At 47.1% G+C, this 17,705-nt stretch carries 13 protein-coding genes; 3 read left to right on the forward strand and 10 right to left on the reverse strand.

Going from position 1 to position 17,705, the window contains the following annotated elements; all coding sequences use genetic code 11:
- The first annotated feature begins 41 nt into the window (after positions 1-41).
- Positions 42-1,037, forward strand: a complete 996-nt coding sequence (locus tag EPL05_RS02750; protein WP_128531970.1) for a hypothetical protein — start codon at positions 42-44, stop codon at positions 1,035-1,037.
- Positions 1,038-1,170: 133 nt separating this feature from the next.
- Here EPL05_RS02750 and EPL05_RS02755 read toward each other — a convergent pair whose 3' ends face one another.
- From EPL05_RS02755 to EPL05_RS02770, 4 genes are all read right to left on the reverse strand, one after another.
- The gene (locus EPL05_RS02755) at positions 1,171-1,839 is read right to left on the reverse strand and encodes a hypothetical protein (RefSeq protein WP_128531971.1); all 669 of its coding nucleotides are present in this window, start codon (positions 1,837-1,839) and stop codon (positions 1,171-1,173) included.
- Positions 1,840-1,952: 113 nt separating this feature from the next.
- Positions 1,953-2,429, reverse strand: coding sequence for a hypothetical protein (locus EPL05_RS02760; RefSeq protein ID WP_128531972.1), 477 nt, complete (start codon positions 2,427-2,429; stop codon positions 1,953-1,955).
- Between the two features lie 62 nt (positions 2,430-2,491).
- Entirely contained in the window at positions 2,492-2,662 is a 171-nt protein-coding gene (locus tag EPL05_RS24575) for an SBBP repeat-containing protein (RefSeq protein WP_128531973.1), read from the reverse strand.
- An 87-nt stretch (positions 2,663-2,749) separates the two neighbouring features.
- Positions 2,750-4,195, reverse strand: coding sequence for an aminotransferase-like domain-containing protein (locus EPL05_RS02770; protein ID WP_208394658.1), 1,446 nt, complete (start codon positions 4,193-4,195; stop codon positions 2,750-2,752).
- Between the two features lie 86 nt (positions 4,196-4,281).
- Here EPL05_RS02770 and EPL05_RS02775 point away from each other — a divergent pair, with 86 nt between their 5' ends.
- Both EPL05_RS02775 and EPL05_RS02780 read left to right on the forward strand, forming a co-directional pair.
- Positions 4,282-5,481: an aminotransferase class V-fold PLP-dependent enzyme gene (locus EPL05_RS02775; RefSeq protein WP_243837199.1), complete on the forward strand. Its 1,200-nt coding sequence runs from the start codon at positions 4,282-4,284 to the stop codon at positions 5,479-5,481.
- Positions 5,482-5,554: 73 nt separating this feature from the next.
- Positions 5,555-7,420 (forward strand): LTA synthase family protein, encoded by a 1,866-nt coding sequence (locus tag EPL05_RS02780; protein ID WP_128531974.1) that lies wholly within the window; start codon positions 5,555-5,557, stop codon positions 7,418-7,420.
- A gap of 198 nt (positions 7,421-7,618) precedes the next feature.
- Here the strand turns inward: EPL05_RS02780 and EPL05_RS02785 are convergent, their stop codons facing one another.
- The 6 genes from EPL05_RS02785 to EPL05_RS02810 all read right to left on the reverse strand — a co-directional run bounded on the left by EPL05_RS02785 (position 7,619) and on the right by EPL05_RS02810 (position 17,609).
- Complete coding sequence (locus EPL05_RS02785; RefSeq protein ID WP_128531975.1) at positions 7,619-8,686, reverse strand: glycoside hydrolase family 76 protein; 1,068 nt, start codon at positions 8,684-8,686, stop codon at positions 7,619-7,621.
- A 17-nt stretch (positions 8,687-8,703) separates the two neighbouring features.
- Entirely contained in the window at positions 8,704-10,116 is a 1,413-nt protein-coding gene (locus EPL05_RS02790) for a glycoside hydrolase family 125 protein (protein ID WP_128531976.1), read from the reverse strand.
- A gap of 77 nt (positions 10,117-10,193) precedes the next feature.
- Entirely contained in the window at positions 10,194-11,354 is a 1,161-nt protein-coding gene (locus EPL05_RS02795) for a glycoside hydrolase family 76 protein (protein WP_128531977.1), read from the reverse strand.
- 63 nt (positions 11,355-11,417) lie between these two features.
- A complete protein-coding gene (locus EPL05_RS02800) occupies positions 11,418-12,557 on the reverse strand; it encodes a SusE domain-containing protein (RefSeq protein WP_128531978.1) in 1,140 nt (379 codons plus the stop codon).
- A gap of 40 nt (positions 12,558-12,597) precedes the next feature.
- Positions 12,598-14,250 (reverse strand): RagB/SusD family nutrient uptake outer membrane protein, encoded by a 1,653-nt coding sequence (locus EPL05_RS02805; protein ID WP_128531979.1) that lies wholly within the window; start codon positions 14,248-14,250, stop codon positions 12,598-12,600.
- Positions 14,251-14,261: 11 nt separating this feature from the next.
- Positions 14,262-17,609 carry a TonB-dependent receptor gene (locus EPL05_RS02810; RefSeq protein WP_128531980.1) on the reverse strand — a complete coding sequence of 1,116 codons (3,348 nt, stop codon included), beginning with the start codon at positions 17,607-17,609 and terminating at the stop codon, positions 14,262-14,264.
- Positions 17,610-17,705: the final 96 nt, after the last annotated feature.

Genomic DNA, 17,705 nt, shown 5'->3' on the forward strand with positions numbered 1-17,705 from the left:
TTAAAACTTAGTGTATGCGCCCGTTTATTTACATTAGCAACATGATACGCGTAACCCCTAATTTACACGGACGCCTTGTTATGGCTTTTGTGGCTATTTTTTTACTTGGTTGCAGCAAACCCGGCTACTGGAAAAACAACGAGATAAGCGAGGGCAAGCGCGATGATATGCACGAGCTGAACGACAAGGCCCTTGATCTCATAAAAAAGGGGGATACCGAAATACTGGAAAGCTTGCTTTCTAAAGAACTAATTGCTGAGAATAGCACCGACGCCCGTGTGAAAAATATAGGCCACGCCTTGGTTACCGATACCTTTAAACGGATGGATGAATATTATGTGGTAAACAAATATTTAGGGGCAGATACCATTAAATCGCACTTAAAAGATGTAAATGCCTACAGCCTTATTTACCCGGCGGTGACGCAGGAGATGTATTTTATGCACTTCATCCAAGCAAAAAAAGAGGTACCTAATAAGCAGATAATAACGATAGGCTACGCCAAATATAGCTATGGATGGAAAATAGGTTTTATGGATATGCAGCCTTATGGCTTTAATGGCAAAAACGCCCAAGAGCTCTATAAGACCGCCCAAGAGCAGTACAACAAAGGCCAGCTGATAGATGCTTTAAATAACATGAACCTGGCTATCGTTAGCTTAAGGCCAAGCGAATTATGGGTTTATGATAACGAAGCAGAAGTACACCGCTTTTACAATAAAGTAACCGTTGATGCCGCGAAGGTCTACAAATTCCCTACCCCTGTGGATGACCTGCTCAGCCGGCCGTATATCATCAGCATTAATAATAAAACAACACGGGAAGGAAGCTTTCCGCAGATAACTTATATAACAAAGGTGAAGCTGAAAGATACCGCCGCCATTAAAGCCGAAAACCTGCTGATACGCAAGGCACTTATTAAACTGATGCCGGGGATAGACAAAAACAACCAGTATATTTATTACCTGGCTTATAACCAGCAGCCAACCAGCGAAAACTACCTGTCCCGGTATGATATGGTGGATAAATTGTGGTAGGTGCACGAAACCCTACGCCGCTTTCCTTTTCTCACCGATTTATTCCTGATGAATATTACAGACTTCAGCGCGCCCATAAAGCCCGGGCAGGCAGAGATCCGCATAATTTTGGCGTAGTACCGTTAATCACCCGCTAATCTAAATGCACATCCCAAACTACGGCACGTTCCAAAACCGCCGGGTCGTGCGAGCAGATGAAGATGCCGATTAGTGCATCATCGGGCATATTGGGCATGGTGTGCGAACCAACGGTTTTTAATGGCTCTCCTACATGGCCTACCCGCATGATGATCTGCTTACCAATGCGCTGCAATTGTATCACTTCAAACTTCTTTTCGGGGTAGAAGATCTCTTCCTGCGGATCGAGCATGTTGGCGCCCTTGGTTGATCGCCATTGCATTACAGTTAGCCCGTCGCCGTGCGATACCGCGCTGGCGTGGATAGCCCCCTCATCGGTTGATTCGCGGATCGTCCAGCCAATTTTGCGGTGCCCGTTACCATCCGCACCTTTAAATTCAAAGTTGGCGGTGGCTGTGAAATCGCCTTTTATCTTTCTATAAACGTATTGAAACTCGTCCCGGTTAAACCAGATGTTATAACCCGAACCGCTGATGGCATAAGAATGCGTTACCTTATCGTATTTAACTGCTCCCGCCTTTTTAGGGTTACCAATATCCTGGTGACTGCTAAACACGCCGAGGCTATCGCTTTGCGCCCTCAAAGTATTGGTACCGAATAAAATGCATGCAAACAGCAAAAGACAAACGGCGTTAAGCCCGGGGCGTGATGTTTTTTCACTCATAAAAAAGTATAATTGGTAGCCTAAAGTTAAACCCGATAAAGGAATTTAAGCAGCTAATAATGAGCTTTTAGTAATATTATTTTAACACGAAGGGTGTATACTATAAAGGACCGCTAAGAAACTCCGGAAGGAAACAATAATGCGAATCCAAAAATGCCGATAGCCAACAATACTAAAGTAACGGCAAGGCCGATAAGACCCACTACAGCGGCACGGCCCCAGTTATAGCTTTGCCCCTCTGCCCTAAAGTGCTCCTGCATTTGCTGCCCCTGGTACTTGGGTACCAATATATAGGTAGCCCAGGAGTAGATCAATGGGAACGCAATATTGGGTATTTTAACTGACTCGGGGATGGCGAATATAAGGGCGAACACAGTCACCGTAACTCCAATTGCTATCAGCCAGGTTCTTTTTGCCTTATCATACTCGTTAAAGGCCTTAAAGTTTTCAGCAATAAGGTAACCGGCCACCAGGGGCCCTCCAAAAAACGTAGCAACCCGGATCTGTGTAACGGTGTAGATTTTTTCATCTACGGATATTACTTCAGGCAGGGGTTTTTCAGCTTGCAAAGATTCTTCAAATTCAGTCATGGGGGCTTTTGGTTTAGTAGCCCAATATAGTTATTAAAACCTAAAGGTGTATCCCACTCAATTCACCTTGCGGATAAGATTATTGCTAAATCGACTACGTAAACATTGCCACTTGTGTCTGCGGCTATACCTGTTGGGTTGTTAAACAACGCGGCTTTACCGGGGATAGTGGCTTTTATGATTTGGGGTAAATAAAAGCGATTGCAGTCACCCAGCTGTCCAGGTATCGGCAAACCTTGCTTTTGTGTCGTTTAACAGTAGACGATAGGATTCGAACACATATCTACAAACTCAACTCACGCGGCCATACAGTGGCCATGTTAGCCTGTTAGCTCACTTACAAGTTGCCCTAAAACTTTAAAACTGTTGTCCACCACATCATCATAAGGCATCCCGAAACTGATGCGGATGAAGTTTGAAAAACGGGCATCGGTGCTAAAGATCTGCCCCGGCGCAATGCTGATATTGTGCTTCATAGCGGCCTGGTATAGTTCAAACGCGTTGATGCTTTTGTCCAGTTCTATCCATAAGGCATAGCCCCCTTGCGGGCGGCTTATTTTAGTATCAGGCGGAAAGTGCCCGGCTATGCCTTGCATATAACGCAGGCATTGGGTGTACAAAGCCCGGCGCAGGTTGCGCATGTGCAGATCGTAGCGGCCAGCCTCAAAAAACAAGGCGATTGCTGCCTGGGTGGGCGTGGCCGAACTGATGGTGTGCATCATTTTAATATTAACCACCTGCTCTTTAAACCTGCCCGGGATACACCAGCCAACCCGGTAACCCGGCGCCAGCGATTTAGATACCGACGAACAAAGCATCACCCAACCATCGGTATCGAAGCTTTTGCAAGTATGCGGCCGGATTTTTCCAAAATAGATCTCGCCATAAATATCATCCTCAATCAGGGGGATCTCCTTTTTTGCAAGCAGTTTTACCAATTGCCGCTTGCGTTCATCGGGCATGCAACTACCCACGGGGTTGCTAAAATTGGTTACAAAAAGGCAGGCCTTTATTGCCACGCTTTTCATTGCCTGCTCCAGGTATTCAATATCCAGCCCTATTTCCGGGGCAACGGGGATCTCCAGCACTTTCAGGTTGAGGCTGAGCATCACATTAAAAATACCGAAATAGGTAGGGCTTTCAATCGCCACGGTGTCGCCGGGTTCGGTAACTGCCCGCAGGCAAAATATCAGCGCTTCCATACAGCCTTGCGTGGTAACCACATCCTCTTCGGTAATATTACCGCCCCAGTTAAAAGCGTTTTTTGCAATCTGTTTGCGCAAAGCGATATTGCCCTGCAGGGTTTCGTAATTGCTGTTGCCGCTTGGGCTTTTGCGGATGGCTTCGATCATGGACCTGTTTAGCTTTGCCAGCGGAATAAGATTTAAAGGCGGTGCCGCGCGCGATAACTTCAATACGCTTTCCTCGGGCATGTTCTGGTACACCATGGCTATCATCTCGGTAACACTCACCTGCCCCGTGTTTTTTAGCGGGGGTTTTATATCCGGGGAGTTACTGAACCTTGCTGGTGAGAATTTTACATAGTAGCCCGATTTTGGGCGCGCCTCTATCATGCCCATGTTTTCCAGCTCCACATAAGCCTTATAGGCCGTGCTGATGCTGATACCCTGCTCGCGGCTTAGCGCACGGACAGACAAAAGCTTGTCGCCCGGTTTTAGCAAGCCTTTTTTTACTTGATTCTCAAAACGGGCGGCAATCTTCTCGTACAAAAAGTCGTCATCCGGGGTAGCAATAATCATTTCCATCAGAATCTGTTATGCTCAAAATTAACAAATCTGCATCTGTTTTACCAAACCTGCATCACTTTACTTTGTATCATAATTAGTAGCTCATGGAAATTACCCCCATAAACGAACAGGAAGTACAACAATACCGCGCAGAAACTAAAGGTGCTGCCGCGCTTATCCACTTTAATAATGCCGGCGCGTCCTTGCCACCCGATGTGGTCCTCAATACCGTGATCAATTATCTGAAAGAAGAAGCGCAATACGGAGGTTACGAAACAGAGGCCAAATACCAAGTGACTTTAAATAACACTTACGACCTCATCGCCCGCCTTATTAATGCCCACCGGGACGAGGTTGCCATTGTAGAAAGCGCCAGTGTAGGCTGGGGATTGGTATTTAATGGCATAGATTTTAAGCCCGGAGATGAGATCATCACCTCAGAAATGGAATACGTAACCAACCTGATGGGGTTCCTGAACGTGCAGAAAAACCATGGCGTAGTATTTAAAGTAGTGCCGAATGATGAACAGGGTAATTTTTCACTGCAGGGCTTGGAGGAACTGATCTCGGCACAAACAAAATTGATAGCCGTTACGCAGATCCCGTCGACAGCCGGGGGAATGATCCCCGTAGTGGAGATTGGAAAAATAGCCCGCAAACACCATATTTTATACATGGTAGACGCGTGCCAAAGTGCCGGGCAGGTACCTGTTGACGTGAAAGAAATTGGCTGCGATATGCTATCGGTAACAGGGCGCAAATACCTCCGCGCCCCTCGCGGAACCGGCTTTTTGTTTGTGCGGAAGGAAGTGCAGAATAAGCTGAGGCTGATACTGATGGATAGCTTTGCAGCCGAATGGGTAAGCGAAACCGACTTTAAGATCCGCGATGATGCCCGCCGTTTTGAACTTTACGAAAAGAACCGTGCGCTAACCCTTGGCCTGGGCAAAGCCATCGAGTACGCCTTAAATATCGGCATCGACAGGATATGGCAGCGGGTACAATACCTGGCAGATACCATGCGCGGGCAGCTGAGCAGCATTGACAGCGTAACCGTGCACGATTTTGGGGCTGAACAATGCGGCATTGTTACTTTTTCTGTTGAAGGCATAGAGAGTGCGCTGGTAAAAACCAAACTGGCGGAACAAGGCATCAATGTATCACTTGCAAAAGCCATATCCACCCTTATTTATATGAATAAGAACAAACTGGCGAACATTGTGCGGGCATCGGTGCATTATTATAACACCGAGGAAGAAATAGCGATAATGTGTAGGGTGCTAAAGAGCATCGCAAAGTCATAAGTACCGAGACGAAATGGTGACTTAACTTAACTGCTTTTTAACATCCGCTTTAAATAACTATTTTTGCGGGCCGATGTTAAAAAGCATTTTTAGTTTTTGCCGTTTCCTCCTCTTTTGGATCGTATTTGCCATCATCACTCGCGCGGTGTTCGAGGTTTATTTTCATGAAAAATTTACAGGCAGCACCCCCTACCAAATTTTACAAACCTTTTGGTACGGCCTCCGCATGGATACCTCTGCCGCAGGGTATATCGCGCTGATTCCCCTGCTTGTTTTTGGCGTAAATTGGTTTACCAAATACAACATTAAACCCATTTGGCTGCGGGGCTACGTGTACTTTATGCTCTTCCTCATCTGTTTTATCACCATCCTCAATTTCAACATTTTCCGCGAGTGGGGTACCAAGGTGAATTTCAGGGTGTTTGCCAATGTGTATACTTCCCCTTCCGAAGCGATGGCTTCTACGGGGTCCTCGCCCATAGGCATCAGCTTTGCTATAGGCGCGGTGCTGCTTATTGTGGGTATTGTTTTGTCGCATTTTATTATCGATTATAATTTCAGGAAGCCAAAGGTGCAAACTATAGCCAAGCCTTTTATTTTCCTGTTGCTTTTTGGGATCAACTTTGTTATTGTGCGCAGCGGGGTGCAGCTGGTGCCCATCAGCCAAAGTTCGGTTTACTTTTCAGACAAACCCATCCTTAACCAGGGCGCGCTGAATACCGAATGGAACCTGCTGCAAAACACATTCGAAAGCGTTAAAACCCAAAGTAATCCTTACCTGTTTATGCCTGCCGCCCGTGCTACCGCACTGGTAGATAGTATGTACGCGGTAGAAAAAGACACCACCATCAGTATCTTAAATACCACCCGCCCCAACGTTGTTGTTATCCAGTTGGAAAGTTTCACAGCCGATGTAATTGAATCGCTCGGCGGCGAAAAAGGTGATGCCCCGAATTTTGAAGATTTCATCAAAAACGGGGTACTATTTGATAGCATTTATGCTGCCAGCGACCGTACCGACAAAGGCATTGTGGCTATTTTAAGCGCCTTTCCCTCACAAGCTTCGCGTACCATGGTGATTGATAACTCTAAACAGGAGCGCCTGCCGGCGGTCAGCAATGTATTGGCGGAGAAAAGATACCATACCTCCTATTTTTATGGCGGCGAAAGCGATTTTATGAATTTCAAGGCCTATTTGCTAAGCCACCACATTAGCGATATTATCGACAAAGGAAATTTTACAGCCAGCGAAATGAACTCGAAATGGGGCGCGCACGACGATATTGTATTGAAGCGAAATATCAAATATCTTAACCAGCAGCAGGAGCCCTTTTTTAGCTATATCCAAACGCTGAGCAACCATGAGCCCTTTGAGGTGCCGGTGAAAGCTCATTTCCCGGGGGAAGATCTGCCCAATAAATTCCGCAGTACGGCCTACTATACGGATGCCAGCCTGAAGGAATATTTTGATGAGGCCAAAAAGCAACCCTGGTACAAAAATACGCTGTTTATTTTAGTGGCGGACCATGGCCACCGCCTGCCGCTAAATAACGCAGAGCCCTATAACCCAAGGAAATACCACATCCCGCTGCTATTTTTTGGGGACGCTATTAAACCCGAATACCGCGGTAAAAAGATCAACAAACTGGGTAACCAAACCGATATGATCACCACCCTGCTGGCGCAGTTGGAAATTCCAACTAAGGAATTTAAATGGTCTAAAAACCTACTGAACCCCTATACAAAGGATTTTGCCTTTTTCGATTGGGATAACGGTATGGGCTTTATATTGCCCAACCAAGCGGTATCGTATGACAATGCAGGTGAGCGGGTTAGTTTCATTAAAAACCATAAAGCCCCCAAAGCTAATACCGATGAAACGCTGCTATTGGGCAAAGCCTTTTTGCAGGAGGTGTTTACGGAGTATATGAAATTCTAAAACAAAAAAACGCCCCGGGAACCACCCCGGGGCGCGGGCGCTCCCAATCACAAAAGCGCCGTTAACCAACTAATCAATCATTTTTAACGAACACCTTTTTTAGCAAAAAAGACTGCGAAAATTTGCGTTTTTTTGCGAAAATTGGTGCAAAAAAGGGCGTTTATTCGCACTTTTCAGTGCTTTTTGAGGTGCTTTTTTTTACTTTAAATTTGCCAGCCTCGCGTAGGTCTCCAACATGGCCGACTGGTCTATCAAACTTTTTATTTTGCGTTCACCCAAAAGGTTGTCCGCGTCTTTTTCGTTCTTCCAAATGTGTTCGGCATCGGCGATGATAAAGTTTAGGCGTGCCTTGTTCTGCTCCACTTTATACAATTCAAAATAACCCCTTGCCAAAACCGCGTTGAACCAGTAGTTGCCCGGCAGCTTTCCGTTTCTGTAGAAATATTTTTCCGCGCCATCGGCTACGTTCACCGCGTCGGCCAGGTATTTTTTGTCTTGAGTGATATTATACAAGATCACGCCCGATTGCAGCATAGCACCCGCATTGTAGGTATACAACGCCGAGTCAACTTTTAACGATGGCAGTTTAATGGCATCATAATAAATACCTTTGGGCGACAGCAGGTTCTTCTTGGTCCAGTTGTAAACGGAGATGGCGGTATCTAAATAGGCTTTGTCGTTAGTAGCCCGGTACAGGCGCAGTGCCACGAGTACGCCGGGCCCGTTAGAGCAGGTGTTCTTTCCTTTTAAATTACCCTCCTCCCAGTAGAAGCCGCCTCCGGCAACCTGGTCGTGCCCGGTAAGCAGGAAACGATAGATCATTTTGGAGGTTTCCAGGTATTGCTTTTTGTGGGTACGGGCGTAGGCATCCATCAGGGCAATGGCTATCCATTCGTTATCATCATAAAAACGGGGGTCTATCTTTTCCTTTAATACCATAGCCTGGTAAGCGGGCGAGGGTGCCCGGTCTGCATAATACTGATCTATCGCTTTCATCACCGGGGCTATGTAGGTTTTGGCGGGGTCCAGCGCTTCCATTTCGTTTGCCGCCTGCAATAGCGCGGTCAGCGGCCACAGGAAAGAATGGTTGCCCTTATTGGCTTCTGCATTGTTAGTTTCGAGGTACAGGTTAGCGCCTTTATCATAAAACTTGCTATAGATGTTTTTATGGATGATGCTGACGCGCTCTTTATAATTTGGTGTTTGCGCACTGGCGCAAAAGGCCATGGCACAACCAAGTATCATTAAAAATGATATTCTTTTCATAGGTATGTTACTAATTATTAGGCCAGTAGCTGTGGCTTGGTAGTGTAAGTTTCCCAGAGTAATTCACCAAACAAGGTATTGGCCCAGGCAAACCATTTACGTGTAAAATTCTTCGCGTCGTTCTTGTTAAACGATTCGTGCATAAAGCCGGTACCGCCGTGTGTTTTGCGCAATTGCTCAATACAAGCCTTTATCTCAGCATCGCTGTTACTGGTTAAAGCCAGCACGGTAATGCTTATTGGCCATATCATATCCTTACCTGCGTGCGGGCCGCCAATGCCCTCGCCTGCCGTTCCTTTAAAAAAGAAAGGGTTGTTGAGCGACCACAGCATTTTACGTGTATTGATATAAACCGGGTCGGTGTTTTCTATGGCGTTTAAGTAGGGCATGGCCAGCAGGCTGGGCACATTCGCATCGTCCATCAGGTTAAAACTGCCAAAGCCATTTACCTCGTAAGCATAAACCTTACCGTATTGCGGGGTATCTATTACCGCGTGCTTTTTCAGGGCTGCATCCACCTCGTCGGCTAAAGATGTTAACGCGGTAGCCAGCTCCGTATGTTTTGATATAGCTGCAACCATTTCAGCCGCTTGCCTCAGGCTAACCACCGCGAAAAAGTTTGAAGGGATCAAGTAAGAGTAAACCGTAGCATCGTCACTCGGGCGGAAAGAAGAGCAGATTAAACCGTTTGGTTTTACCGGATAGCCATAGCCGTTCATCGGCACGCCATCGGTAGCCCAGGCGGTTTTGCGCTGGAACGAATATGGACCGTCGTCTTTTTTCCGTTGTTGTTCCCTAAACGTTCTCAGAATGGTTTGCACGCTTGCATCCCATCTCAGATCGAACGGCGAAGTATCACCGGTGAGTTTCCAGTATTTATAAGCCAAACGGATAGGGTAACAAAGGGAATCGATCTCCCACTTCCGTTCGTGTAAGCCCGGTTTCATTTTGGTAAGGTCGTCTTTCCACTCGCCCACTTTGTTAGGGTCGTCGTAAAATGCATTGGCGTAAGGGTCGCGCAGGATGCAGGTGATTTGGCGATTAATAACACCTGCAACCAGGCTTTTAAGCTCGGCATCTTTATTAATGAAGGCAATATAGGGCCAAACCTGGGCGCTGCTGTCGCGCAGCCACATGGCATCAATATCGCCTGTTATTACATAGGTATCGGGCTTACCGTTTTCATTTTTATAGGTTACCGTGGTATCCAGCGTGTTAGGGAAACAATTCTCAAACAGCCAGCCCAGCTCGGGGTTCTTCACTTTTGCTTTAAACTCCTTTATCGCTGCCTCTACCGCTTTGCTGGTAAATTTGCGTTGCGACGCGGGCACCCTTACTACGGGATATGCCTCTGCGGCAAGCGAAAGCTTGCTCATTAAAACACCTGCACTTAGCATGGCCGTGCTGCCTATAAATTGCCTTCTTTTCATAGAATAGATATGTATCTGTAATTATCAGGATAAAAAACTTCCGGGAAAATTAATCAAATCCCGGAAGAATCTCCATGTTAAAATAAACCCGCGGCTTTTAACCTTGCCGCGGCTTCTATTGTTGTAACACCACTAATTTGCGTAGTGAGGTCTATCGTACCGGATGGTGCCGATTTCCAATCCGGGCTAACCGTCATTGCCGGCCGGCCAATCCCTTTCACAAACAAGGTTTGCATGTTGTATTTTAAAAACTTTACGTAAACATCTTTATTTGCCGGGGTAATATCCGGGCTTAGCGTTAACAGGGTTAAGTACCGTACCAATATGCCTTTAAACAAGCCGCCATCGCCCTGCCCTTCCGAGCGCAGTAAGCCGCCCGGCGAAATATCGGTATCAACAATCGTCGCGCTCGCGTTACGGGTTGCATCGGCTAAATAGCTGGCATCTTTGGTAACGTTGAATAATTCCAAAGCCGCGCCTATGTAAACGCCCTGGTTATAGGTAAACTCGTTTTTACTGATCTGGCCGTCGTGGTTGCCGTTGATGCCATCCCAGATGATGCCCGTTGCAGGGTCAACCAGGGTTGCCTTCATCCAGGTATACAGTTCCTTGGCTAAGGCCAGGTCAGCCGCGTTGTTTTTTAAGCGGTACAGGCGGCAGGCAAAAATTATGGCCGGTGCGTTTGCCGGGGTGTTCTTATAATCAAGCTGACCTTTGCGCCACGCTATGCCACCGCCCTGGTTAGTATTTACACCGGTTTTAATATCCGTCCACAAAATGTTGGCGGCATCCAGGTAGTCGTTATCGTTGGTTACCTCATAAGCGCGCAGGCTTGCCAGTGCCAGCCATTCCATATCATCGTAATACTCGTTTTCGTATTTGTTGCCGTTGGTAATGCGCGTACCGTTTAGTAACGATTTCATCCTTTGCTTGTAGATATCGTTCTTGGTGCGCTGGTAAGCATCTGTAAAAGCATCCAGCGTGTGCGCCTGCGGCCAATAATTGTAATTGGTATTACCGCCGTTATCCTGCTTAAAATAGTTGCCATTGGCCGATAAGTAATTGGTATACGTGGCCGTTTGCAATGAATCGGCCGTTTCGGCCCAGGTGTAATTGATGACTACCGCAGGCTTGTTGCCATACAGCGGGAAAGGCTTATCCTTGAGGCACGACGTAAGTATTAACGGCACCATAGCCGTTAGCGCCAATTTGCCTATATGTTGGGTAATATTTTTCATTTGTTTGGATGTTAAGTCGCGGTTTACCAATGGCAAACCGCGACTGGTGACACAATACCTTAATTAGTTAACCTTAACTGAATGGGTGTAAGCGCCTGCTGCACCACTAAAATCAACCTTGATATCGGCGGTTTTATTATCGGCAGCGCCGTTAAATTTAAAGCTGTAATCGTACTGGTTACTGTTAACCGGCACCATGTAAAAATACGATGCCGCTGTACCTGCATCCGGCCTGTTGTTGTCAGAATTGGTACTGCCGTAATATTGGGTGCTGCTTGTACCCGCGCCATCTTTAAAGATGAAGCGAAACTTGTAACGCTCGTCGCGGCCCCACGATTCCTGGTGGAACACTACAGACGCACCATCAATTTCCCATACGCCGGCTGCTTTGTAAGGCAGGTCGAACCAGATCTTGTTATCGGCAGCAAACCATAAGCCAACCGATACTACCTCGGTGGTTTTAAAAGCGGCTACGTTAAAGTCAACCTCTATGCGTTGTACTTTGGTAGCGCCGGCCACGGTGGTGTTGCCTGCTTCGGTTAGTTTGGCACCATCATAAGAATAGGTTGACGGCGTACCTGTGTTACGATCTGCAAAGTGATAGGTACCCGCTTTCAACGAGGTAAACGCCTCGAATTTACCGGGAGCTGTAAGTTTTAATTTAACGGCTTTAGTAAGGTCGTCACCGCCTTCGGTAGCGGTACCTGTAAGATACAACTCTGTTGGGATATCGGTAAACCCTGCCGGGCGCTGGATCTCCACGGTACGGATCTGGGCAGATTTTTGTACGTTGATCCCTTTAGACGACATCACCGTCCAGATCACCTTGCCCGATTCCTGTGGTTTTACACCGGCGCTGGTGGCTATCTTATTCAGGTCGCTAAAAGTAAGGCTTAGCTTGTTGTACAAACCGTTACCATCAGAAGGTGCCGAATAAAGCGGGTGCGAGAAATCGCCACCTTCTTTATCAAAAGCAACTTCGTATAAAACAAGCCCGTTATCTTCTGCATGTGCCTGCTCCCACTCAAAGGACACCGCGCCTGATGCACCCGAAGCTATCTTTACAAATTTGTTGTTCTCCGGCGCAAAAAGTGTGCTTACTGCCGATACGTTTGTGTGGTTTAATGTTTTATCTTTTTTGCAGCCTGATACCACCAACACCGCAACTATACAAGCCAAAAGGCTATAGAATATCTTTTTCATGATCTTGTTGATTATAAATGTTTTTATAAATAATTAAGAATTACCAACCCGGGTTTTGTGTAAGGTTTGGGTTAACATTACGCTCATCGCGCGGGATGGGCCATAAGTAAGCCTTGCTTTTATCGAAGCTCCTGAGGTTTGCCCGGATGTAACCGTTATCAACCGATGCAGGGCCAAATTTGGCACCATGCGCCCAGCCGTTCAGTACCACTTCGGCAGTTTGCCACCTGCGGATATCAAACACCCTCAGGCCTTCCATCGCCAGCTCGCTGCGGCGTTCGTTACGCACCACATCGCGCAGCGCAGTTTGCGCGCCTCCAGGGAAGTTAAGTGCAGCGGCATCGCTAAAGCCCGCGCGGTTGCGGATAGGCTTTATGGTTTTATCCCATACGCCTGCATCCAGCTGGCCAAGCTCGTTCTTTGCTTCGGCATACATCAGTAGCACATCGGCGTAGCGGATCATGATGAGGTTTAAACCCGACTGGAAATTGGTAAGCGAAGTAGGATCGTAATACTTACGGATGTAGTAACCTGTTGGCGAACTAACCGCGCCCGAAGCGTACTCGTCTGTTCCGCGGCCTGTGTTGGCATCTGGATTAGGGTCTGAGCCGGGTTTGGTATAAATAGTTTGCAGCGAGCCATCCGGTTTTTTCCATTTGTACAGGTTGTATACAATGGTGTTGGTTAAACGCGGGTCGCGGTTTACATAAGGGTTGTTCTCATCGTAACCACTGCCTGCTTCTGTTGGTTTTTTACCATTTGCCATCAGGTAGCTGTCTACCAGTTCCTGTGTTGGGGCAAGCGCGTTAAGCCTTGCGCCTACGGCAAGTGGTGCAAAATCAAAAAAGTTGCTGTAAGAGCGATTTGGCGCGCCGCCTACATACTGCAGATCCAATATCACCTCGTTATTGTATTCGTTCTGCGGAAGGAACAAACCTTCGTAAGAAGTAAACAAGCCGTAGGTACCGTTGGTGGTATTGCCTATCAGTTGCTCGCAGGTTGCGGCAACTTCCGCCCAACGGCTATCGTAAAGCAATACCCGCGCTTTTAACGCAATGGCAGCGCCTTTGGTAATGCGGCCGCGGTCGGCAGGGGCGTAAGCGGTGTTTACCGGCAATGCTGTGGCAACTTCGTCGAGCTCCTTCAATATAAAATCTACTACTTGTGCTTTTGGCGTGCGACTGATGGTTTTTGCTTCATCAAGCGTTATATCCTTTTCGAAGAAAGGCACATCACCAAACCAAGTTTCCAACTGGAAGTAATGGAAAGCCCGCATAAACCTGGCTTCGCCTTTCATGCGGGCCTTTAAGGCTGCATCCATAGACGTAACTTTGTCTACGTTTTCTAAAAAGATATTGCAGGTTTTAATGCCGGCATAGTGGTTGTTCCATTCGTCGCGCACGCGGCCAAGAGAGGCATCGTAGGTGCCCGCCGCCAGTGATGCAACACCGCTGGCATCGCCGCGGCCATTGTAGGCATTATCAGATGCACCTTCGTTGTAAAAGAACCAATCGTTTGGGTATAGTTGTGCGTAAGCGGTGTTTAAGAAAGTTGACGCCTTTTCTGTAGTTGTCCAGTAGTTTGTCTCGGTGAACCTGTTTGCCGGTGCGAGGTCGAGTTTTTTACAGGCTGATAGAAATACGATCAGCATGATGAAAAACGCGGTTTTATTGTAATTTCTAATCTTTTTCATGATAACAATATTTATAACGTTACATCAATTCCAAACCCGTAATAAACCGGCGTAGGGTATGCCCTGCCGCTGTTTGCGCCACCACCGCCGGGTACTCCGGAGTTGCCGTTAAGCTCGGTGGTTTCAGGGTCGATGAATTTCATGCCCGAAAAAGTGAGGATGTTTTGGCCGGTAAGGTAAGCCCTAACCTTTTTCATCCCTATTTTTTTGGCGATGCCACCGGGCAGGGTGTAACCCAATTGTACATTCTTTACACGCAGGTACGAACCATCAAACAAGTACATGTCTGATCCGCGACGGAAGTTATTCTCGTTGCTTTGGCTGCCATTTGCTGCCAGGCGCGGGTAACGTGCATCAGGGTTTTGCGGAGTCCAGTAATCCAGCTGGTGCTGGTAAATTACCTGCGAGTAGCCAAAGTGGAAAGGCTCCACCTGCTCACCGCGTACAAACATGCTGCGTTTGCCAACACCCTGCATAAATACGTTCAGATCGAACCACTTATAGTTTACATTGTAAGTAAAGCCGAATGTTAACCGCGGGAAACCGCTGCCTAATACAAATTTGTCGTTATCATCAAGCGTGCCATCACCGTTCACATCCACATAGCGGTTATCTCCGGGTACAACGCTCAATCCCGGGAATTTTGGCCCGTTGTTGACGTCATCCAAATTCTGGAAGTAGCCATCCCTTTTGTAACCAACGTACGAACCAATTGGCAACCCAACCCTGTTGATTATTTGCATCTCGTCGTAGCTGCGAAGCTGGTCGCCGCCTTCGAGGAACAGCACCTTGTTTTTAGAATCGGCTACGTTAAAGGCAAATGAGTGGTTGAAATTGCCGGTTTTAACACGGTAATTCACGTTAAGCTCCCACCCGCGGTTTTGCACCTTGCCGGCATTATAATCTGGCAATGAAGCAGCACCGTACACACCGGAGAATCTCGGCGATAAAAGAATATCGCGCGTTGTTTTGTTGAAGTAATCAACCGACACGGTTAAAGCGCTATTAAGAAAAGTTGCGTCTACACCTGCGTTGAATGTGGCAGCTCTTTCCCAGCGGATATCCGGATTGGCAAAACGAATCTCGGTGGTACCTACCACGCTGTTGTTAAAACCGTAATAAGTGCCCGGCGATGCCAAATATGTGCTCTGATACTGATAATCACCAACGTTTTGGTTACCCAATATACCGTATGATGCACGCAGTTTAAGGTCGCCCACCTTGCTGCGGTAGTTTTCCATAAAGCTTTCTTCGGTTAAGCGGTAACCACCGGAAATAGACGGGAAGAATGCATTGCGGTTTTGCTTGGCAAAGCGCGAGGATGCATCTACCCTAAAATCCACCTCGCCGTAATATTTGTTTTTATAAGAGTAGCTTCCGCGGCCAAAAAGTGAGTTGAGGCTGCTTTCGGTTGTTCTGTTATTGCTGTTAGCCGAAGATGGGTCGATAATGGTACCGGTTGTTGGTGTACCCAACTCAGGATCGGTAAATTTAAGGTGGACAAAGTTGCTGGTATTGTTGGTAGACTCATTTGCCACGCCAACCAGCACATCCACATTATGATCTTTAGCGAAGGTTTTAGTATACTGGGCCAAAAACTGGGTGTTGATGAACAGATTCTTGTCGTTATCATCATCCGTGTTCCTATCGGCGCCGTAGGTGCCTTTTGGCAGGTAATTCACCTGTATCACCCGGGCAAACGCATGGTTCGCCAGCAATGTACCGCCAAAAACACCTTTTATTTTAAAGTCTTTGGTTACGGCCAGTTCGGCGTTCAGGTTACCAAAAATATTATCGTTATCGCGTTTGCGGTAGCCACCTTTTTCCAGGATGCCCAGCGGGTTAAATTCTTGCAACACATCGTTGGTGAGGTAGTTGCCGTTATCATCCTGGATCTTATAATAAGTTGGCGTACGGCCTGCATCTACAATTAAGGTGGAGGTGTTGTACGAATGTTCTTTTATCTCCGTACGGGCGTAGGCTAATATGCTGGTTAATTTCAATTTGCCGAACTCAGTAGATAAGTTCATACGGTAGTTGTAACGACGCAAGCCATAGTTTGGACCAACCAAATTGCTTCGCTGATCTGTAACCCCTGCCGAAACCAGGTAGGTTGTATTAGCCGCACCACCGCTTAGCGCGAGGTTGTGGCTTTGCTGCACGGCGTTTTTAAGGATGGCATCTAAAAACCATTCGTTATCGCCGCTCTCCTGGAAAGCGCGGATCTGCGCGGGGCTGTAAATAGGTTGCAAGCCGGCGTTCACTACGGTTTCGTTCCGCAGGATGGCGTTCTCATAGCTATGCACGGGGCGGTAACCTACATGCGGCGATTGCACACCCGCCTGCCCGTTGTAAGCGATAGTTGCCCCGGAATTCTTTTTACCTTTTTTGGTGGTAACTAAAATTACACCGTTGGCAGAGCGCGAACCGTAGATAGCGGCGCTGCCCGCGTCTTTCAGTACCGATACGCTTTCGATATCCTGCGGGTTAAGCAGGTTAATATCGCCACCGGTGATCCCATCTATAACGATGAGCGGGCTGTTGTTACCAAGTGTGCTTACCCCACGAATGTTGATGGTTTGGTAAGCGCCCGGTTCTGAACTGGTTTGCTGAATGGTTAAATTGGGCAATGTACCCTGCAACGCCTGCGAAAGGTTTACCGATGGCTTTCCCTCAATAGCTGCAGAGGATACCTGGTCTACCGCGCCAATTACGTTTACACGCTTTTGGGTGCCGTAACCCACAACAATTACCTCGTTAAGCGAAGTACGCTCCGGCAATAGTTGCGTATTAACATTAGTTTGCCCGTTAAGAGGAACTTCCTTGGCAGTAAACCCAATAAAGGTGAACACCAGGGTACCGTTGGCATCGGGCGCATCTAAAATAAAGTTACCGTTAATATCAGTTACCGTAGCTATGCTGGTACCCTTTAACCTTACGCTAACGCCCGGTAATGGCTGGTTGGTTTCGTCGGTTACTTTACCGTTTATTTTGGCAAATTGCTTCGCCGCCTGTTTGGCAATCACCGCGTCGGCTTCGGTACGCTCGCTGATGACGATCACATCATCAATAATTTTGTACGAGAGGTTAAATGGAGCTAAAACCTCATCAAGTACTTGCTTAATGCTTTTGTTAGTTACATTAACGTTTACCCTGAAGCTTGGCTTCAGCACGTTATCCGCGTAGGCAAATTTTACTTGTTTATCGGCAGAGATCTTCTCAAGCACATCGGTAAGCTTATCGTTCTTCAACTTAAGCGTTACCGGCTGCTCCATAAATTTCTGGCCGAAAGAGTCGTTTGCAATGGCCGAGAGACACATTAAGCACACAACAAAACAGGCAAGCGAGGTAAATTTCATTAATATAAAAACATAACGAACTACTCCATTTGAAAATAGAGATATATTCATAAATTTGAGAAAATTAAAGTGTTTGAAATTCAAGCGTATCGTTCT

Source organism: Mucilaginibacter gilvus (assembly GCF_004054195.1).
In the GTDB taxonomy this organism is placed as follows: domain Bacteria; phylum Bacteroidota; class Bacteroidia; order Sphingobacteriales; family Sphingobacteriaceae; genus Mucilaginibacter; species Mucilaginibacter gilvus.